The following is a 19,776-nucleotide window of genomic DNA, read 5'->3' on the forward strand; positions in this document are numbered from 1 at the left end:
AAACGAATACTCCTGGGACACTGAGGAATGGGGCTCTATGGCGTTGTCTGTCGCCGGAATCAACCGATGAAACGCGGATCGGAGATGGTCCCGCTGGCGACCAGCATGATGTAGAAGTCGGTGATCGCCAGGGTGGCCAGCGTGGTCCATGCCAGCTGCATGTGCCGCGTGTTCAACTTCGACACCTGCGTCCACATCCAGTAGCGCACCGGATGGGCGGAGAAGTGTTTGAGACGGCCGCCGGTGATATGCCGGCAGGAGTGGCACGAGATCGTATATGCCCACAGCAGAACGACATTCACCACCAGGACGATGTTGCCCAGGCCGAAGCCGAAGCCGCCGTCCTTGCCGTGGAACGCCATGACCGCGTCGTAGGTGTTGACCACCGACACGACGACCGCGACATAGAAGAAGTAGCGGTGCACGTTCTGGATGATCAGTGGAAGCCGCGTCTCACCGGTGTATTTGCCGTGCGGTTCGGCGACCGCGCAGGCCGGGGGTGAGAACCACACCGCGCGGTAGTAGGCCTTGCGGTAGTAGTAACAGGTCAACCGGAACAGCAGGAGGAACGGCAGCACCAGGAAACCGAGCGGAATCCACATCGGCAGGTTGCCGACCCAGTGTCCGAAGTGGCTCGAACCCTCGACGCACGACGTACTCACGCACGGTGAGTAGAACGGCGTCAGATAGTGATAGTCGGAGACCCAATATGCCGTTCGCACAAAGGCTCTCACGGTGGCGTAGATGATGAATGCGGCCAGTCCGAGCACCGTGAGCAGTGGGGGGACCCACCATCGGTCGGTACGCAGAGTGCGTGTGGAAATGGCCGCTCGGCCTTTGCTGAAAACTCCCGTGCCCGCCTCGGGGGCGCGTGTCGGTGCTGCGCTCACTGCAAGCTGCCTCGCTGGTCTACCCCGTGGAACGTCATCGTTACCTCCGGCGTCGAATGTGATGCTGAGCACCATACGACAACCGGGCTATGACTCGAGGCCGGTCCAGGCAAGTTCTGTCGCCGCTCCGTCCTATGATTTGCGCCACATTTTCTGAGCGCTCGACGGCGGCGGTGCAATGAGTGAATGACGAGCTACTTCGGACCTTCTTCGCGAATACGGTGGGGTGGGAACCGACGGGCCGCAGCGCCGTCACGGCGGAATGGACGGCCGCCGCGACGGCCCGTGCTGCTGGTGAACGTCGGGTTACTTGGTGCGCGGCCTCGAATGGAAGCCGAGGCCCTCGTCCTGTGCGCCCATCCATGCCGCCTCGTCGGATTTGCTGTCCGGCACGTAGATGACCTCCTGCTGCCGGCGGCTGTCCACCTCGGGCGGCGGGGTGTGCTCGAACTCCTCGGCGTCGATGGTGAGTCGTTCGAGATCGTTCTCCAGCCGGCGGACCGAGTTGGCATCTCCGTAGTGGGTGCGCAACGCGCCGACACATTGCCGGAGCTGTCCGACCGCGAAGCGCAGTTCGGCGATCTCACTGCGTGTCATCGAAACCTCCTGGTGCTTCCGGGCCGATCATCGGATCGGATCTCGCCCGCGGGGCAAGATCAAACCTGTGACGGACCGCACATCGTGATCTACAACACATTACGTGATCATTCGCGTTCTGGCTCGTCGCCGCTGGAAAAAGATCTCGCCACCTGCGCGCCCGGCGCGGTGTACGAACCTCACCCGGCGGCCGGCAGGATCGTCGCGGCCGACGGGGACGCCATCTCGACGAGCGTCGCGAGAACCGGACGCGCGGCGGTGTCGGCTCCACGACCTTCGGGCGTGACGGCCGGCGTTCCGGTCGCGCGGTCCACGAGTGCCGCGACGGCCACCGCCACCTCCTCGGCGCGTTCCAGGATCACGCTGTGTCCGGCGCCGTCGAGCCGGACCAGTTCGGCACAGCCGAGTTGCGCGGCGAGTACCACCGAATGCGCGAACGGAATCATGATGTCGGCCGATCCGCCGAGAACCAGGGCCGGGAGATCCGACAGCAGGCGCAGTGTGGGCGTCTCGTCGAAGTGGATGAGTGAATCCAGGAAGTAGGCCATCGTCGGCAGTGGGGTGTCGTTGAGCATCGCGGTGGCGAGTGCGGCCATGCGCGGATTCACCCGCCGCGAGCCGAAACTGGCCTCCCGCACCATCGGCTCGAAAACGCGGCGCCCCAACCGCTTCGACACCTGGAGTGCCCGCGGCGCCCGCTGGACCGCGACCCGCAGTGAGGTCACGGTGTGCCGGTTCAGCAGTCGGCCCAGTCCCACCGCCGTGATGCCGGCGGCCGCCCCGGCGATCAGCCCGACGCCGACCACCCGGGTGCCGATCGTGGCCGGGAACAGGCGAGCGTAGGCCAGCACCACCATCGCGCCCATGGAATGGCCGACCAGCACCACCGGTCCCGTCGGCGCGACCGCCCGCAGGACCGCGTCGAGATCGTGGCCCAGCTGGTCGATGGTGTAGGTCATCGGATGGGCGCCGGCGGAATCGCCGTGGCCACGGTGGTCGTAGAACACCATCCGGGTGCCGGAGCCCCATTGCCGCAGCAGCTGATCCCGCAGGAACCACCAGGACTCGGTCCGCAGGCAGTGGCCGTGGACGAAGACCACCGTCACCGAGGCCGTGAGCGGACCGAAGGTCCAGGCGGCCAGTGGGGTGCCGTCGTCGGCGCAGACGGTGACGCGGGTGGCGATCGTCGTGGACATGACGTCCTCCTGCAGAGTCCGTACCTGCCCGGATGTCGGAATTGATTGCCGCGGCGTTAACGGTCATAACCTGGTGTTATGCAGAAGTTGCACAACTGCTCCCGCTCGTTCGCCAGACGCTCCGGCACGAGTGGAATCGTCAGAGTATTCGCGTATCTAAGAGAATTTCTAGAAAGCTATAGAAAGAGCGCGAAACCGGCTCGCCGTACTAGGACCGAAACTGGCCTATATCGCCCCTAGCGTGGAATTCATGAGCGCAGAGATCCGCAGCTTCCACATCGACATTCCCCAGTCCGACATCGACGATCTGCGTGATCGCCTCGGGCGGACGCGCTGGGCGCCGCAACTGCCCGGCGCGGAGGGCAGCCGGGGCGTCCCGGTCGCTCGGCTCCGCGCACTGGCCGAGTACTGGCGCACCGAATACGACTGGCGGACACAGGAAGCCCGGCTCAATCGCTTCCCGCAGTACCGCACCGAGATCGACGGTCTCGATGTGCACTTCCTGCACGTGCGCTCGCCCGAGCCGGAGGCGCTGCCGCTGATTCTCAACCACGGCTGGCCCAACACCTTCGCCGAATTCGCCGGCCTCATCGACCTTCTCGTCGATCCCCGCGCGCACGGTGGCGATCCCGGGCGGGCCTTCCATGTGGTCGTACCGTCGGTGCCGGGGTACGGCTTCTCGGCCGCGCCTGCCGAAACCGGCTGGAGCGCAGACCGTGTCGGCCGGATGTGGGTGGAACTGATGGCCCGGCTCGGCTATCGGCGGTACGGCGTACAGGGCGGCGACCTGGGCACCTACGTGGGCACCGCGATCGCCGAGGCGGCGCCCGACCGGGTGGCCGGGCTCTACATCACCGCCGGTCTCGGCTTCCCGACCGAGGCCGATGTGCCGATTCTGACCGATGCCGAACGAGCCGGCTACGAGGCGATGATGTCGGCGGACTGGGTCAACGGCGTGGATCATCACGGTCTGCTGCGTGCGGCGCCGCAGACCTTCTCGATCGGATGGAACGATTCGCCCGCCGCCGCCCTGGCCTGGATGGTGCAGAAGTACACCGACTTCAGCGCCGCCGGCGCGCTCGACGCGGCGATCGACCGCGACGCGTTGCTGACCACCGTCGGCATCTACTGGTTCACCCAGAGTTTCGGGACCTCGGCCTGGTCGTACTACGACAGCACGAGCTTCGCCTGGCCGACCGGTTCGGCGCGGGTCCCGACCGGGGTGTACAGCGGCGCACCGGGCATCCGCCGGCTCGCCGAACGCACCGCGAAAGTCGTGCACTGGCCGGAGGGTAATCCGGCGGGACACCATTTCATCGCGATGGATCAGCCCCGGGCATATGCGGCCGACCTGCGCAGATTCTTCGGCGATCTCGGCTGAGTGACGGGCCATCGGGAAATCTGAGGCCACCTACCGAAAATGCTAGACAACCGTAGATTTCCCGATGGATCGCTACACGTCGGCCGCCGTGCGCGTGGACGGCAGGAACGGGGCGAGCAGATTGTGCTCGGTGGACGGCCCGAACTCCCACTCCGCGATCCACGGGCCGGTGCCCTCGCTCTGGTCGAGCACGCCCGACTCCAGCCACTCGTAGCGGCCGTCGAGCACCTGCCGGGTCAGCGCGGTGTCGGCGTCGTCGGTGTTGTCCCACAGTGCGTCGAAGGCGGCCTCGACCCGCAACCGGGACTGGCGGCAGAAGGTGTCGGCCAGTTCCGTCGCCGCGGCCGCGTCCCGGCTGCCCTCGGCGCGCATGGCCTGCGCGCGCACGCAGGCCGCCGACATGGCGAACAGTTCCGCGCCGATATCGACGAGGCGGCCCAGGAACCCCTGCCGGTATTCGAGTTTCGCCTGCCAGCGCGCCATCGCGTACATCAGTTCGCGCGCCTGCTTGCGCGACATCCGCTCGACATAGCGCAGATGTGTTGCCAGCGGCCCGAATTCGGTATACGCCGTCGGAAGGGTGCCACGGCCGACCGCCAACTGCGGGAACCATTTCGCGTAGAAGCCGCTCGCCCCGACCGCCGCGGTGGCCTTGTCCTTGAGCGCCGCATGACGGTCCACCAGCGCGCCCGCGGCGGCCATATGCGCATCGGCCATCTCCCGGGCGATCAGCAGCCGCATGATCTCGCTGGAGCCTTCGAAGATCCGATTGATCCGCAGATCGCGCACCATTTGTTCGGCCGGTACCGCGCGCTCACCCCGATGACGCAGGGAGGCGGCGGTCTCGTAGCCGCGGCCGCCGCGAATCTGCACCAGTTCGTCGGCGATGCGACAGCTCATCTCGGAGGCCCACAATTTGGCCAGCGCGGCTTCGATGCGGATGTCGTTGCGCGCCTCGTCGCACATGGTGCCGGACAGTTCGAGGACCGCCTCCAGCGCGAAAGCGGTTGCGGCGACGAAGGATATCTTCGACGCGACCGCCGCGTGTTCACCGACCGGGCGGCCCCACTGCACGCGCGCCGCCGACCAGCCGCGGCTGATCTTCAGCGACCACTTCGCCGCCGCGGTGCACAGTGCGGGGATGGCCAGCCGTCCCGCGTTGAGCGTGGTCAGCGCGATCTTCAGGCCGTCGCCCTCGCGTCCGATCAGATTGCGGGCGGGCACCCGGACCTTGTGCATGCGGGTGACGCCGTTCTCGATCCCGTGCAAACCCATGAAGGTGTTGCGGCGCTCGACGGTGATGCCGGGGGTGTCGGCCTCCACCACGAAGGCGGATATCCCGCCGCGATGGCCTTGTCCCTTCGGCACCCGCGCCATCACCACCAGCAGTTCGGCGACCACACCGTTGGTCGTCCACAACTTCACGCCGTCGAGCTCGTAGGCCTCGCCGTCGGCGGTCGGGGTCGCGGTACTCGCCATCCGGGCGGGGTCCGATCCGACATCCGGTTCGGTCAGCAGGAAGGCGCTGACCGCGCCCCGCGCGCACCGGGGCAGGAATTCGCGCTTCTGTTCCTCGGTGCCGGCCAGCTTCAGCGGTTCCGGTACGCCGATCGACTGATGCGCCGACAGCAGCACGCCCAAACTGGCGTGCACCGAGCCGACCATCATCAGCGCCCGGTTGTAGCCGACCTGCGACAGGCCCTGCCCACCGTATTCCGGCGGGATCTTCAGTCCGAAGCAGCCGAGTTCGGCCAGGCCGCGGACGTAGTCGTCGGGGATCTTCGATTCGGCCTCGATGACCGATCCGTCCAAGGTCTCGCAGAAGGCCCGCAGCCGTTCCAGGAAGGCCTCGGTCCGCGCCGCGTCGTCGGGAGCGGGCTGCGGGTACGGATGGATCAGGTCGAGCCGGAACCGGCCGAGGAACATCTGCTTGGCGAACGATGGTTTGGCCCAGGTGCTTTCGCGCGATTCCTCGACCAGTGCGCGGGCCTGTTCTTCGGTGGCGTGAACTTTCGCGGCTGTCGCCATGGGATCCTCCCTCGAAACGTGACCAGGATCACATTCGAGTGTAGGAGGGTTTGTTACTGGCCGGTAGGCCTCCGGCGAAATCGGGGTCGAAGAATTACTGCACGCCGCGCAGATACCGCCCGAAATGCGGCACCGTGAAGCCGATCGTGCCCCGCTCAGCGGAATAGATCAGCCCCTTCTTGATGAGTCCGTCCCGGGCCGGAGACAGGGATGCGGGTTTGCGACCCAGTTCCTTGGCGACCGCCGCGGTCGGTACCGGCCCGTCGTCGCCGGCCAGATCGGCCATCGCCCGCATGTACTCGCGCTCGGCGGGCGTTGCCCGCTCGTAGCGGGAGCCGAAGAAGCCGACCGCCAGTTCCTCCTCGGCCGCCGGGGCCGCCAGTTCCACATCCTCGGCGCCGATCGGGCTGCGGGCGGCCACATCCCAGGTGGCCTTACCGTAGGCCTGGACGAAATAGGGGTATCCATCTGCCTTGTCGTACAAGGCTTTCAGCGCCTCCTCGGTGAACTCCACCGTCTCGCGCTCGGCGGGCGCGATCAGCGCGCGATCCGCGGAATCGCGATCGAGCCGGTCGATGCGGTGATAACCGAAAAGTCGCTCGGAGTAGCTCTTGGAGGCCGACAGGACGGCCGGCAGATGTGGCAGACCCGCGCCCACCACGATCAACGGCGCTGTCTCCTGGCTCAGTTCGTGGCAGGCGCCGCAGATGGCGGAGATGTCGGCCGGTCCCAGATCCTGCATCTCGTCGATGAACACGGCGATGCCGACGCCGATATCGCGGGCCAGCTGAGCCGCTTCGAGGAGCAACTCCACCAGATCGATCTCGATGTCACCGGAGTCCGCGCGCCCGGTGACGGCCGGGACGTCGATACCGGGTTGCCAGCGTTCGCGCATCCCCTTGTCAGCGGTCGCGCGCAGGGCGAAGGCCTTGAGGATGCCCAGGAAATCGTCGACCATCTCGGGATTGCGATGGGCGACCGCGATCTGGCGCACCGCCATATGCAGCGCCGAGGCCAGCGGCCGCCGTAATTCCTGATCCGGGCGGGCCTCCAGTTTGCCGGTTCCCCACCCGCGCGAGCGGGCCGTGGACCGAAGTTGATTGAGCAGCACGGTCTTTCCCACGCCGCGCAGGCCGGTGAGCATCACACTGCGTTCGGGACGTCCGCGCGAGATGCGTTCGAGCACGATGTCGAACGCGTCGAGCTGTTTGTCGCGCCCGGCGAGTTCGGGCGGGCGCTGGCCGGCGCCCGGGGCATACGGATTCCGCACGGGGTCCATGCCCCGACACCGTAGCGCTTTCGCACCGAAATCTCGGGATATATAGGGGATGTCCTAGATTGCGCTATCCCATCGAATCGCAGCCGCCGCGCGGGGTGACCGGGCGCGGCGCGCTCTACGCTGGGGGCTGATCGAGGTCCGAAATGTCCGCAGGAGGGGTCATGTCCACCGATTCGGAAGATCAGCAGTCCGGCGATCGGCCGAACCCCACGGTGGCCGAGGTCGTCGGATCCTGGGACGTGCCCGCCGGAGCGAGCGTGGCGCGACAGATTCGCGACAACATCCTGCACGCGATCGCGCAGGGGTACGACGATCCGCAACTGGTGGCCGATCTCGCGGTCGGTCCCCTCGTGATCGCCCTGGGCCGGCTGGAAACCGAACTGGCCGACGCGCGCGGTCGCATCGCGGACCTGGAGCACGCGGTCCGTGCGCGCGGAGAGGCCGAGTGAATCGGTCGCCGGTGTAACGCCCGGGCGACTCGTTTCGATAACGAGCACAGCGCCGTGGATACCGTGTCGTGATCTCCATAGCAGATCGTTTCGCCGGGCTGTAATCGGGGGTGGTCCTGGCGATTTGGCGACACGCGGGCAGACACGCCGTCGTGTGGGGTGGACAACAACACCGAGCCGTCGTAATCTCTTCGTGACTTCGCGGAGTATGTCGCTTCATTAGAGGGGCGGCCCGCTGAGTCACCGCCTAATCAGCAGTCGAGTGGGCAGCTCGATCGCTGAACCGGGGACCCAGGTTACTGGGGTGAATCCTCTTCGGTCGCAAGGTCGATGGGGTAGGGCCGAATCTTCCCGGTCCGAACCCGTCAGCTAACCCGGTCGGCGCGTGGGCAAGGAAGAAACAGGAGACTCAGCTCGGTGGGTAAACACAGTCTGCAACGGGAATCTCGGCTGCCGAATTCCGTCAAGGGTGCGCTGGTCTGCGGCGCAGTAGCGGCAACAACCGGTGCGATTCCGGCGATTCCGGCCATGGCGGCCACGATCAACGTTCCCGGCGTCGGCAACTTCGACGTTCCGCTGGGTTCGGATTTCGACCAGCAGGTCAGCCAGGCGAACCAGGTGCTCGCCGATCACGCGGATCAGATCAAGGGAGTTCAGCAGGCGCTGAGCTCGCAGGCGATCGCGCCCAGCATCCCCAACGCCGCGCAGAACCCGATGGGTAGCATGTTCGGTCAGCCGCAGCAGCAGCACGGCGTCGGCGACGTCGCCCTCGACGCTGCGCGCAGCAAGATCGGCGCCGACTACGTGTGGGGCGCCTCCGGTCCTTCGAACTTCGACTGCTCCGGTCTGGTGCAGTGGGCGTACAAGCAGGCCGGAATTCAACTGCCGCGGACCAGCTTCGAACAGTCGCACGTCGGCAAGCCGGTCGCCTTCCAGGACCTGAAGCCGGGCGACCTGGTCATCCAGAACGGTGGCGGCCACGTGTCCATGTACGCCGGGGATGGCAAGATTCTCCAGGCGCCGCAGTCGGGCGAGACCGTCAGCTACGCGCATCTGGACCCCGACTCGATCGTCACCGCACGCCGCGTCGCCTAGTCGTTCCGCTCGACAGCACGGCCCGGCGGTGACCCGCCGGGCCTACTGTGAGGAGCGAAACTGGAACAGGCACAACCAGCTACAGCGCGGGTCGACTCCTGGATCTGGGCTGTCCGGCTGTTCAAAACTCGATCCGCTGCGGCCACCGCGTGCCGCGGCGGTCATGTGCGTGTCAACGGCACCGCCGTCAAACCCGCTCATCAGATCAAGTCCGGTGATGAGGTGCGGGTCCGTAATGCCGGAGTCGAACGTATCGTCGTCGTGGTCCGGCTGGTCGTCAAACGCGTCGGCGCTTCGATTGCCACGCAGTGCTATATCGACAAGAGCCCCCCGCCGCCCGCACCCGAAATCGTCGCCGCGATGCCCAAGCGCGACCGCGGTGCCGGACGGCCCACGAAGCGCGAACGCCGTGACACCGATCGGCTACTCGGCCGCGATTCCACCTGAGGTCGTGCGGCAGGTGGCCGCTTCGGTGCCGAAACCCTTGCCGAACTCTCCTGCCCGATAGCGAGTGCGGCATTCGGCTCGGCGGACCTTTCCGCTCGAGGTCTTCGGAATCGCACCGCGCGACAACAGCAGAACCTCCGTCGGCGAAATGCCGTGCACGGTCGTTACCGCGACCCGGACCCGCCGCGCGATATCGCTCGCGTCCGCCGGTGGGCTCCCCACTTCGGCGACCACCACCAGGTCCTCGCGCTCACCGGTCTCGAGTCCGAACGCCACGATATGCCCCGGGCGCAGTTCGGGTGCGGAGCCGGCGGCGGTGGCTTCGATATCGGCGGGGAAATGATTGCGGCCGTCGATGACGATGGTGTCGCGCAAGCGGCCCGCGATGTACAGACCCCCATCGTGGACGAAACCGAGATCACCGGTGCGCAGCCATGTTCCGGACTGTCCGGGCAGCACCGCGCCGAAGGTGGCTGCGGTCCGCTCACGCAGTCCCGCATATCCCGCGCCGACATTCGGGCCCTGCACCCAGATCTCACCCACCGCACCGTCGTCGCACCGTGTGAGCGTGACCGGATCGACGATCCGCACGATTTGGCCGGCGGGCCGGCCGCAGTCCACCAGGGCGATACCGTCCCCCTGCGCCGGCGCGACGATCGCGTGGCCGGAGCTCAGGGCGGCGCGATCGAATTCGACACAGATCGGCGCCGTCGCCGGGGGTGAGATCGTCACCGGAAGTGTCGCCTCCGCGAGTCCGTATCCGGCGGTGTGCGCCTGGTGACGGAACCCGTGCGGTGCGAAGGTGCGGGTGAAGGCGCCCAGGGCGGTGGCGCGGATCGGTTCGGCCCCGTTGAGCAGCAGAGCCAGTGGCGACAGGTCGAGACCGTCGCGTTCCTCCGCGCTGGTACCCGAAACAGCCAGTGACAGGCCGAAATTCGGGCTCGCCGTCGTGGCCGCGCGATAGTCGCTGCACGCGCGCAGCCATCGGATCGGCCGTTTGGCGAAGTCGGCCGGTGGCAGCGTGATCGCATGGACGCCGAGATACAGCGGCAGCGAGAGGGCGAACACCAGCCCCATATCGTGGAAGAAGGGCAGCCAGGTGACCATCGGGCCGTCGCCGGCCGGCGCCAGGGCCGCCCGTAGCTGATCGAGTGCCGCCGCGAGGTTGGTGTGCGTGATACGCACTCCCGCAGGCGACGTGGTGGAACCGGACGTGTACTGCAGATAGGCGGGATGCGCGCCGACCGGATCCTGCCGGATGTCGCCGGTGTGAGCGTGCGCGTCGACTGTCAGGAGCTCGCCGGGCGGCAGGTCGCCGGCATCCGGAACGTCGTGCGCACCGGTCGCCGAGGGAGAGCGCAGAATAAGACGCGAGTCGGCGTCGAGAAGGATCGTCCGCAGCCGTTCGGCATTGCGGCGCATCGTGATCGGGAACAGCGGCACCGCGGTCCGGGCGCTGTAGAGACAGGCGAGGAAGGCGACGACGTAGTCGAGGCCGTGCTCGCAGAGGATCGCGACACGATCACCCGGCGCTGACCGTTCGCGGATTCGCTGCGCCAGTGTGCCTGCCGCGCTGTGCAATTCCGACGTCGTGACGGTCGCCGCCCGGCCGCTCGGATACGACAGCGCGGTGAAGGCCGGATCGTCGGGTGCGGCTGCCGCCCGGTCCGCGACGGATGCCGCCAACAGGTCGATCACGGTCGCCCCGGACGTGGCATGCGTGCCGCCAACGCGGCCGACAACGCCGTGACAGAGGGATTGTCGAACAGCTCCGCGGTGGCGATCCGGATGCCCAGCCGGTTCTCCAGACGGCGTCGCAGGTCTATCGCCAGCAGCGAGGAGAGATCCAAGGTCGCGAAATCCGCGTCGGGATCGACGGATTCGATGTCGCGCGACAGTGCGCCGGCGACCGTGGCACGGACGATTCGCTGGACGTCCTCGCCCGCGACAGCTTCGACGACCGGGGAAACGTTCCTGTCCACCACGGTCGCCGGTTCCGGAACGCGCTCGGGTGCCGGACCGGCCGCACGTGTCCCCGGCGGAGCCAGTGCGTCGCGAAGCCGGGCCGCGATCGGACCCGGATCATCGCTGGGCGTGTAGTCCAGCGCGAGGACCACGGCTTGCGGGCGCCCGAGGATCGCGGACAACACGGACATGCCGCGGGCGGCGTCGAAGGGCGTGATGCCGGCGGTCCGCAGATGTGCGGCGCCCCCGGCCGCGCGGGCGAGTCCGGCGTCCCAGCTGCCCCAGGCGATGCTGGTCACCGATCGGCCGATGCTGCCGTGCGCGAGCGCGTCCAGGGCCGCGTTGGCCGCGGCGTACGCGGCCTGGCCGGGCGCTCCGAAAAGTCCGGTGGCGGAGGAGAACAGGAGGGTGAAGTCGACCGGGTCGTTCGCGGTCAGTTCGAGCAGCGAGACAGCCGCGGCCACCTTGGGTTCGAAGTGCATCGCCAGCGATTCGCCTGTCACGCGGTCGAATTCGGCGTCCTGCAACACCCCCGCCGAATGCACGAGACCCCGGATCGTCGATCCGCACGCCCGGATGTCGTCGAGGGCGTTGGCCAGATCCGCGCGATCGGCGACATCGCAGCGCACGACCACCACCCGGTCCTCGGCGCCGTCGAGCAGTGGCGGCAGCGGCCGGGGTCGCCGGGTCAGCACCACCACATCGCGGGCACCCCGCTCGAGCAGCCATCGAACCGCGGCGGCCCCCAGCGCACCGAGTCCGCCGGTCACCACATAGGTGCCGTCGGCACAGAGCGGCACCGCGGAACCCGCCGCCCCCAGCCGCCGGAACCGCCGGACCAGCCTCCGCGCGCCCTCGATCCGTACTTCGGCCGGACCGCACGCACGGAGTACGAGGTCACCCACGGTATCGGCGTCCGATTCGCCGGCCCAGATCAGGCGCACCGGCCGACCGGATTCCAGCTGCAGGGTCCGTACGAATGCGGCGACGGCGCTGTGTTCGAGCGACGCCGGATCTCGCAGCACGACGGTGAGGCTCGCCGTCGTGTCCGCGGCGATCACCTGCTGCAGGACGCGCAGGGCTCGCTCGAGGCCCGTGACGAGCGGACCGGTGCCCGTTGTTTCCGGCCAGACCAACACGACGGCCGTGGGGGCCGATCCCCGTGCCGCCGCAGCCGACAGGGCCGTCGACTCGCCGGGCTCCCGGGCGATTCGCTCGGCGGGGAGGTGCCGGTCCAGCGCGCGGGCGATCGCCTTCGCGAGGCGCGATTCTCCGACGACCGAGGCCCGCTCGACGGTCGGATGCGCTGCCTGCGCGGCGGCCGCTGTGGGCGGTGACACGGTCCACTGTTCCTCGCGGAGTACGGAGTTCGCCCACTCCGGTGCCGTGGCGACCGTCGCGTCGTACTCGGCTCGTCCCCGCACGGCCGTGCGCCGGCGAAGCACCTGCATCCCCGTGCTCGCGACGCCGCCGAAATCGCCACCGGCACTGCGGGATTCGCGCGGCCCATCGAGGATCGGCGCGCGAGTGTTCTCCGGCTGTACGCAGGGACTGCCGTCGGCGGCAGCACCGGAACGGTCGCCGACGAACCCGGCGTGTCCGGACGGGCGGTAGGCGAGCGGGTGGCCGGACGGGATACTCGGCGCTCGCCGCGAGTCGAAAACCCTGCCCGAGAACGCGATTCGTACACCGATCAATGCCACCGCGGGGGCGTCGTCCTGGTCCAGTGCGATGACATCGCACAGTAGGCCGTCGGGCCCGTGCTCGCGCACGAACGCGTGCGCCTCGGTCAGCAGCACGCGGTGCGCATCGGAAAGCCATACCGACGCGATGGCCGCGGGCACCGCGAGACCGGCCGCGGGCAGTACCTCCCGGCCGGCGGCGGCGATCAGCTGCAGACAGCCGTCGAGCGCGGCCGTGGACAGCGGAATCGAAGCGAAGACGCCGACCGCGGAACGGTTTCCGGCACGGATGGCCGTCAGCGGCCGAAAGCGCGGACCGTAGTCGAGTCCGCGGCGGCGCAGGGATGCGTAGAACTCGTCGATATCGAGTTCGTCCGCTGCCGCAACTGAAGATCGCTGGGCGTCCACCGTGCGCATCCAGCCGAGAATGTCGGCGGGTGCGGCGGCGCTGTCGGCGCGTGCCGAGGCGAGCAACACCGGTCCCAGCAGTACGCGCAGATCCGAACCGCTGCGGTAGCCGACCGCCGCGAGATCGGCGATATCCGTGCGTTCGTGCACCGTGAAGTCGGCCAGCCGGATCGGTCCTGGCGCCGAATCCAGCAGGCGCCGAATCCAATACGCGGCGGGCACGGTCGGCACGCCGTCCACCACGTGATCGTCCAGTCGCTCGCGTCCGGGGTCGGTCGCGGTGCGGGTGAGCAGTGGGAAAGCTTTTCGCCGCCAACGCCGTTCGATCACCGGACCGGCAGCCGGGCCCTGGATCGACCAGTCGACGTGCCGCCCCCGCACATACATCGCACCGACGGTCCGGAGCAGGGCCGCGACCTCGCCGTCGCGCTGCGCGGCCGCGAAGACGGAGTCGGCCAATTCGGGATAGTCCCGTACGGCCGGCGCCAGCACCGGATGCGGCGATATCTCCACGATCGAGGTGTATCCCCGGCCCGCGGCCGATTCGACGGCAGCGTCCAGATCGACCGTGCCACAGAGGTTGTCGATCCAGTACTCGGTATCCATGGCGGCGGAATCGATGACCCGGCCCGACCGTGCCGTCGAGAACACCGGCACTCGGGGTGTGCGCGGTACCGGCGCCCGGAGCGCGGTGGTGAATTCGCCGGCCAGCGCGCGAACCTGTGGGCTGTGCGCCGCGAAGTCCACCGGCACCGGCCGCACGTAGTACCGGCGCCGTCGCGCTCGCCGCAGCAGCGTCTCCATGTACCGCGTGGTGCCGGACACCACCACCGTCCGGGGGCCGTTCACCGCCGCGACGGCGACCTCCGCGCGCAGTGGTTCGACCAGCCGCCGCGCCTGGTCCGGTGTCGCCTCGAGCATCGCCATCATGCCCTGCCCGGCCAGCCGGCCCAGCGCCCGCGAGCGCACGGTGACCAGATGTGCGGCATCATCGAGCGACAACGCCCCCGCGACCACGGCGGCCGCGATTTCCCCCAGGCTGTGCCCCGCCACCGCATCCGGTTCGATTCCCCAGGCCGCGAGCAATCGGGCCAGCGCCACCTGGTAGACGAACAGCGCCGGTTGCACCGTCTCGGTGGCGCCGACGCTGTCGGCGAAGCCGTGCCGGGGCGTCCACACTCGCGGCCCGCCCGCATCCGCCACGGCGTCCGCCGCGTCGGCCACGGCGTCGACGTACTCGGGATACCGGGCCGCCAGTTCGCGCCCCATTCGAGGATGCTGACCGCCCTGCCCGGAGAACAGGAACAGCACGCGCCCGCGCCGGCGGCCACCGACTCCGAGCAGGGCCGGCGAGTGCGAGCCGCTCGCCAGGGCGCGCAGTGCGTCGGCGGCCTCGTCGGCGTCGTCCGCGACGATCGCGGCCCGAATCGGCTGGGGCAGTGCGCGTCCGGCCGCCGCCGGGCCGGACAGTGACGGCGTCCCCGTGCCCGCCAGCCGGGCCGCGGTCTCGCGCAGTTCGTCCTCGTCGCGACCGGTGAGTCCGATGAGCACCGGAGGCCGCACCTCGCGTACCGGTCCCGGCTCCGCCTCCCGTACGACCACATGCGCGTTGGTCCCGCCGAATCCGAACGAGCTGACTCCCGCGCAGCGCCGATCACCGGAGTCCGCGGCCCAGCCGACCACTTCGCCCGGCACCCGGAGGCCGCGTTCGGCCAACCGCAACAGCGGATTCTCGCGCTGGAAGTTGATGCTGGGCACGATGGTTCCGTGGTGCAGGCACAGCGCCACCTTGGCCAGCCCGGTCACCCCGGCGGCCGCCTCGAGATGGCCGATATTCGATTTGATAGATCCGACATACGGTTTCACCGCACCGCGGCTCGCGTCGAGGACGGCGGCCAGCGCCTCGATTTCCACCGCATCGCCGACCGGCGTTCCGGTGCCGTGACATTCGAAATACCCGGCCGAGCGTACGTCGAGGCCCGCGCGTGCCCACGCTGTGCGGATCACCTGTTGTTGCGCGCGTCCGTTCGGTGCGTACAGACCGTTCGAGCGTCCGTCCGAACCCACGGCGGCACCGGCGATCTCGGCATAGCGGCGATTGCCCTCACGCTGGGCGTCGGCCGTGCGCTGCAGCACCAGCACCGTCGCCCCGTCACCGCGCACGTATCCGTCGGCGGCCGCGTCGAATGGTTTGCACCGCCCGTCCGGCGCCAGGAAGCCGCCCTGTTCCAGATACTGCGAAGTATGTGGCAGCAGAGCGAGATTCACGCCGCCGACGATGGCGTAGGGCACCGTGTCGTCGGCCAGCAGCCGCAGCGCGAGGTCCACCGCGGCGAGCGAGGACGAACAGGCGCTGTCGAGCACCACACTCGGTCCGTGCAGATCCAGGGCATAGGAGATCCGATTGGCGATGATGCTGAGCGCGGATCCCGTCACCGCGTAGGGGGCGTCCTGCCCGCCGTTGCCGAGGACGACCGCTCCGTGGTCGAAACCGCAGGCACCGAACAGAACCGCGGTATTCGATCCGCCCAGCCGATAGCCGATTCCGGCATCGTCGATCGCCTCGACCGCGACCTCCAGTGCCAGCCGCTGTTGCGGATCCATCAGTGCCGCTTCACGATCCGAGATAGAGAAGCGCTCGTTGTCGAATTCCGCGATCGAATCCAGATAGCCACCGCGGCCCGCGCCGTCGCGATCAGGCGGCGGGTCGCCGACCCCGCTGCGGCTCTCGATCAGCAAGCGCCACAGGTCGTTCACGCCGGACGCGCCCGGTACTCGGCAGCCGATACCGATGATCGATATCGATGGGGTGGCGGGTGTCATCGGCCCTCGAGATGGTCGACGAGCCGCTCGATATCCGGGTTGTCGTAGAGATCGGTGAGCGAGATCTCCACGCCGAGCGCGTCTTCCAGCACACCGGTGAGACGAGCGAGCTGCGCGGAGGTCAACCCCAGATCGGTGAAAGGCAGTGTGGTCGAGACGGATTCGGGTTCGGCGTCCAGCATGTGCGCGATCGCAGCGATCGCCGCGTCCGCCATGGTGTCGATCCGCTCCCGCCGCCCCACCGCCACTTCCTCCCCGTATCCGGCGCCGTCGCACGACGGTCTCGAGGCCACGTGCGCGATCGTCGCGCGGCGGCTCACGGTGCCGACCGGGTGCGGGTGTCCCGCATGGTGCAGGTTCCCCAGCGATTATGCCGACAAGTCGGGGCCCGGTGAAGAGGTCGAGACAGCTGAGGCCACAGGGACGAGAGTGACGGAAACGAGCCGCGACCGTGGCGGTCGCGGCTCGCGCCGAATGCCGGAATCAGACGACCAGCGAACCCAGCCGGGAGTTGATCAGCGTCTCGGCCTCGTCCACGATGCGCGAGATGAGTTCGGCGCAGGTCGGGATGTCGTCGATCAGGCCCTGCACCTGTCCGGCCGACCAGATGCCGGCGTCCAGGTCGCCCTCGTCGAAGACGCGGCGGCCGCGCGCGCCGGCGACCAGATCGCGCACATCCTCGAATTTGCCTCCGGCGGCCTCGATTTCGACCACCTTGCGGCTGATCTCGTTGTCGGCCACCCGGGCGGTGTTGTTCATGGTGCGGAAGATGAGCTGCGTGTCACGCTCGGTATGGGCGACGATCTGCTCCTTGACCTTCCGATGCACCGGGGACTCCTCGGTGCACAGGAAGCGGGTGCCCATGTTGATGCCGTCGGCGCCCAGCGCCAGCGCGGCGACCAGGCCGCGGGCATCGGCGAAACCACCCGACGCGATGACCGGGATGTCGAGCGCCTTGGTGGCGGCCGGGATCAGGATCAGGCCGGGCACGTCGTCCTCACCCGGGTGGCCGGCGCATTCGAAACCGTCGATGCTCACGCCGTCGACGCCGATCTTCTGCGCCTTGAGCGCGTGCCGGACGCTGGTGCACTTGTGCAGCACCTTGATTCCGGCTTCCTTGTAGTACGGCAGGAACGGCTCCGGGTTGCTGCCGGCGGTCTCGACGATCTTCACGCCCGATTCGATGATCGCCTGGGCGTATTCCTGGTACGGCGGCGGGTTGATCGACGGCAGGATGGTGACGTTGACACCGAACGGCTTGTCGGTCAGCTGCCGGGTGCGCTCGATCTCGCGCCGCAGATCGTCGGGGGTCGGCTGGGTGAGCGCGGTGATGAAGCCGAGACCTCCGGCGTTGGCGACCGCCGCCACGAGTTCGGCGCGGCCGACGTGCATCATGCCGCCCTGCACGATCGGGTGTTCGATACCGAACATCTCGGTGAATCTGGTGCGCAACATCTGGTTGTCCTCCTGGCCGCGGTACGACTCGGGGCGACGCGCCCGGCATCTCCGGCACGACTCGATGCCGGTGTGTGCACAGACTGCCGCCCCTCGGGTGCCTGGCCGCGTGCGAGCCGGGCCTGCCCGGATGGGTCGATACTGGCATGGCGACCGCGTCGTAGACAACAGGATGTGAGCGGCAGTTTGCTCCGAAGGACCCGAAGGCCGTAGAACTGACGTCACGGTGCACTCAGACAAAAACGCAGGTTATCGCTATGAGACGGCGCGGTATGGCGAACCTTCTGTGAACCGGGATTCTCGTATGTAACCCTTGTCACGGCAAAAAGTTAGTTGCTATTCTCGCTGTTGGTTCAGCCGTCGACGCCGCCGGGCCATTCGGTGGCGAACTCTGACGGGCCGAGAGGAGTTCCTGCATGACCACCGGTGTCCAGACCGACGAACCGATCCGGTCGCGTCGCAACCACTGGAACAACCAGATCGCCACGCATGCGCTGATGCGCCCGGACGCGGTGGCGATCCGGTTCCGCGGGCAGGACACCACCTGGAAACAGCTGCACGAGCGGTCACTGCAATTCGCCGATGCCCTGGCTCGGCGCGGTGTCGGCTTCGGCGACCGGGTGCTGATTCTGGCGCTCAACTACACCGAGTACCTGGAGGCCGTGTTCGGCATCAACGCGCTGGGCGCGATCGCGGTACCGGTGAACTTCCGGCTCACCCCGCCCGAGGTCGCCTACATCGTGGCCGATTCGGGGGCCGCGGCGATCGTCACCGACTCGCTGCTGCAGCCGCTGGCCACCGGTGTGATGGCGCAGAGCGAGGCGCTGCGCACCTGCGTCGTCATCGGCGGCACCACCGGCGAGGGCGTCATCGGCTACGACGACTTCCTCGCCGAAACCGGCGAACCCCATGTGCCGCAGGACATTCCGGAGGACACTCCGGCGTTGATCATGTACACCTCGGGTACCACCGGCAGTCCCAAGGGCGCGATCCTGTCCTACGCCAACCTGAATGCCCAGGCCCTGACCTGCATTCGGGCGATGAACTCGACCCCCGACAGCATCGGCTTCTGCACCTCGCCGCTGTTCCACATCGCCGGACTGGGCTCTCTCGCCCCGGCGTTCATGCTCGGCTCCACGACCGTGCTGCATCCGCTGGGCGCGTTCAACGCCACCGAATTCCTCGACGCCATCGAGGCCGAGCAGGCCACGACCGCGTTCTGTGTGCCCGCCCAGTGGCAGCTGATCTGTGAGGACCCGACGGTCAAGGAGCGCAAGCTCGCGCTGGAGACGCTGAGCTGGGGTGCGGCGCCGGCGTCGGAGACGGTGCTGCGGGCGATGGCCGAATGCTTCCCGAACGCGCAGAACGTCGCCGTCTTCGGCCAGACCGAGATGTCGCCGATCACCTGCGTGCTCGAGGGCAAGGACGCGCTGCGCAAACTCGGCTCGGTCGGCAAGCCCATCCCGACCATCCAGAGCCGCGTCGTCGACGACGAGATGAACGACGTCGCGCCGGGTGAGATCGGCGAGATCGTCTATCGCGGGCCGACCATGATGCAGGGCTACTGGAACAAGCCCGAGGCGACCGCGGAAGCCTTCGCCGGCGGCTGGTTCCACTCCGGCGACCTGGTTCGCCAGGACGAGGAGGGCTTCGTCTGGGTGGTCGACCGCAAGAAGGACATGATCATCTCCGGCGGCGAGAACATCTACTGTGCCGAAGTGGAGAACGTGCTGTTCGCGCACCCGAAGATCCACGAGGCCGCGGTGGTCGGCCGGGCCCACGAGAAGTGGGGCGAGGTGCCGGTGGCCGTGGTCGCGCTGATCGACGGCGAAACGCTGACCCTGGAGGAACTGACCCCGTTCCTCAACGACAACCTCGCGCGATACAAGCATCCGAAGGATCTGGTGATCGTGCCGGAGCTGCCGCGCAACGCCAGCGGCAAGGTCGTGAAGGTGCAACTGCGTAAGGACTACGCGGGCTGACCTTCGGCACCGGCCGAGGACGGGCATGCGCCGCCCACATACCCGGTCGTGAACGAGCCGCCGAGTCGAGCACTCGGCGGCTCGTTGCCGTATCGGCCC

The 19,776-nt window shown here is 68.1% G+C and carries 14 protein-coding genes and 1 riboswitch; of the genes, 5 read left to right on the plus strand and 9 right to left on the minus strand.

The features are described from left to right. Positions 1-59: 59 nt before the first annotated feature. The 3 genes from sdhC to NMI01S_RS06090 form a co-directional block, all read right to left on the minus strand. The gene (sdhC, locus tag NMI01S_RS06080; protein WP_039781718.1) at positions 60-890 is read right to left on the minus strand and encodes a succinate dehydrogenase subunit SdhC; all 831 of its coding nucleotides are present in this window, start codon (positions 888-890) and stop codon (positions 60-62) included. Between the two features lie 306 nt (positions 891-1,196). Next, positions 1,197-1,487: an Rv0250c family protein gene (locus NMI01S_RS06085; protein WP_030514117.1), complete on the minus strand. Its 291-nt coding sequence runs from the start codon at positions 1,485-1,487 to the stop codon at positions 1,197-1,199. 179 nt (positions 1,488-1,666) lie between these two features. Beyond that, the gene (locus NMI01S_RS06090) at positions 1,667-2,683 is read right to left on the minus strand and encodes an alpha/beta fold hydrolase (protein ID WP_063920659.1); all 1,017 of its coding nucleotides are present in this window, start codon (positions 2,681-2,683) and stop codon (positions 1,667-1,669) included. A 250-nt stretch (positions 2,684-2,933) separates the two neighbouring features. Between NMI01S_RS06090 and NMI01S_RS06095 the strand changes: the two genes are divergently transcribed. After that, positions 2,934-4,064: an epoxide hydrolase family protein gene (locus NMI01S_RS06095; RefSeq protein WP_062995114.1), complete on the plus strand. Its 1,131-nt coding sequence runs from the start codon at positions 2,934-2,936 to the stop codon at positions 4,062-4,064. Between the two features lie 72 nt (positions 4,065-4,136). Here NMI01S_RS06095 and NMI01S_RS06100 read toward each other — a convergent pair whose 3' ends face one another. Continuing rightward, positions 4,137-6,092 carry an acyl-CoA dehydrogenase family protein gene (locus NMI01S_RS06100; protein WP_062994989.1) on the minus strand — a complete coding sequence of 652 codons (1,956 nt, stop codon included), beginning with the start codon at positions 6,090-6,092 and terminating at the stop codon, positions 4,137-4,139. A 94-nt stretch (positions 6,093-6,186) separates the two neighbouring features. Then, positions 6,187-7,371 carry an ATP-binding protein gene (locus NMI01S_RS06105; RefSeq protein WP_062994990.1) on the minus strand — a complete coding sequence of 395 codons (1,185 nt, stop codon included), beginning with the start codon at positions 7,369-7,371 and terminating at the stop codon, positions 6,187-6,189. Between the two features lie 161 nt (positions 7,372-7,532). Between NMI01S_RS06105 and NMI01S_RS06110 the strand changes: the two genes are divergently transcribed. The 3 genes from NMI01S_RS06110 (at position 7,533) to NMI01S_RS06120 (ending at position 9,362) form a co-directional block, all read left to right on the plus strand. Then, positions 7,533-7,820 carry a hypothetical protein gene (locus tag NMI01S_RS06110; protein WP_062994991.1) on the plus strand — a complete coding sequence of 96 codons (288 nt, stop codon included), beginning with the start codon at positions 7,533-7,535 and terminating at the stop codon, positions 7,818-7,820. A gap of 234 nt (positions 7,821-8,054) precedes the next feature. Next, positions 8,055-8,219: riboswitch (cyclic di-AMP (ydaO/yuaA leader) on the plus strand. An 18-nt stretch (positions 8,220-8,237) separates the two neighbouring features. Then, positions 8,238-8,915 (plus strand): C40 family peptidase, encoded by a 678-nt coding sequence (locus tag NMI01S_RS06115; RefSeq protein ID WP_063920660.1) that lies wholly within the window; start codon positions 8,238-8,240, stop codon positions 8,913-8,915. A gap of 60 nt (positions 8,916-8,975) precedes the next feature. Continuing rightward, on the plus strand, positions 8,976-9,362 hold the full coding sequence (locus NMI01S_RS06120; RefSeq protein WP_062994993.1) for an RNA-binding S4 domain-containing protein: 387 nt from the start codon (positions 8,976-8,978) through the stop codon (positions 9,360-9,362). On the opposite strand, the gene NMI01S_RS06125 is transcribed toward NMI01S_RS06120, so the two are convergent. From NMI01S_RS06125 to NMI01S_RS06140, 4 genes are all read right to left on the minus strand, one after another. Beyond that, positions 9,339-11,060 (minus strand): fatty acyl-AMP ligase, encoded by a 1,722-nt coding sequence (locus tag NMI01S_RS06125; RefSeq protein WP_063920661.1) that lies wholly within the window; start codon positions 11,058-11,060, stop codon positions 9,339-9,341. The two genes, NMI01S_RS06120 and NMI01S_RS06125, sit on opposite strands and share 24 nt — an antisense overlap. Beyond that, positions 11,057-16,240: a type I polyketide synthase gene (locus NMI01S_RS06130; protein ID WP_062994994.1), complete on the minus strand. Its 5,184-nt coding sequence runs from the start codon at positions 16,238-16,240 to the stop codon at positions 11,057-11,059. The genes NMI01S_RS06125 and NMI01S_RS06130 overlap by 4 nt, the downstream gene beginning before the upstream one ends. Continuing rightward, complete coding sequence (locus NMI01S_RS06135; protein WP_245716726.1) at positions 16,237-16,533, minus strand: acyl carrier protein; 297 nt, start codon at positions 16,531-16,533, stop codon at positions 16,237-16,239. The genes NMI01S_RS06130 and NMI01S_RS06135 overlap by 4 nt, the downstream gene beginning before the upstream one ends. 190 nt (positions 16,534-16,723) lie before the next feature. After that, the gene (locus NMI01S_RS06140; RefSeq protein WP_062994995.1) at positions 16,724-17,695 is read right to left on the minus strand and encodes an NAD(P)H-dependent flavin oxidoreductase; all 972 of its coding nucleotides are present in this window, start codon (positions 17,693-17,695) and stop codon (positions 16,724-16,726) included. Positions 17,696-18,111: 416 nt separating this feature from the next. Between NMI01S_RS06140 and fadD5 the strand changes: the two genes are divergently transcribed. Next, positions 18,112-19,677 carry a fatty-acid--CoA ligase FadD5 gene (fadD5, locus tag NMI01S_RS06145; RefSeq protein WP_062994996.1) on the plus strand — a complete coding sequence of 522 codons (1,566 nt, stop codon included), beginning with the start codon at positions 18,112-18,114 and terminating at the stop codon, positions 19,675-19,677. Positions 19,678-19,776 lie beyond the last annotated feature (99 nt).

It is taken from the genome of Nocardia mikamii NBRC 108933, assembly GCF_001613505.1.
In the GTDB taxonomy this organism is placed as follows: Bacteria; Actinomycetota; Actinomycetes; order Mycobacteriales; family Mycobacteriaceae; genus Nocardia; species Nocardia mikamii.

Coding starts and splice junctions, on each gene's coding strand:
- fadD5 (WP_062994996.1), top strand. CDS start 18,112: ATGACCACCGGTGTCCAGACCGACGAACCGATCCGGTCGCGTCGCAAC.
- NMI01S_RS06130 (WP_062994994.1), bottom strand. CDS start 16,240: ATGACACCCGCCACCCCATCGATATCGATCATCGGTATCGGCTGCCGA.
- NMI01S_RS06090 (WP_063920659.1), bottom strand. CDS start 2,683: ATGTCCACGACGATCGCCACCCGCGTCACCGTCTGCGCCGACGACGGC.
- NMI01S_RS06100 (WP_062994989.1), bottom strand. CDS start 6,092: ATGGCGACAGCCGCGAAAGTTCACGCCACCGAAGAACAGGCCCGCGCA.
- NMI01S_RS06085 (WP_030514117.1), bottom strand. CDS start 1,487: ATGACACGCAGTGAGATCGCCGAACTGCGCTTCGCGGTCGGACAGCTC.
- NMI01S_RS06105 (WP_062994990.1), bottom strand. CDS start 7,371: ATGGACCCCGTGCGGAATCCGTATGCCCCGGGCGCCGGCCAGCGCCCG.
- NMI01S_RS06110 (WP_062994991.1), top strand. CDS start 7,533: ATGTCCACCGATTCGGAAGATCAGCAGTCCGGCGATCGGCCGAACCCC.
- NMI01S_RS06140 (WP_062994995.1), bottom strand. CDS start 17,695: ATGTTGCGCACCAGATTCACCGAGATGTTCGGTATCGAACACCCGATC.
- NMI01S_RS06095 (WP_062995114.1), top strand. CDS start 2,934: ATGAGCGCAGAGATCCGCAGCTTCCACATCGACATTCCCCAGTCCGAC.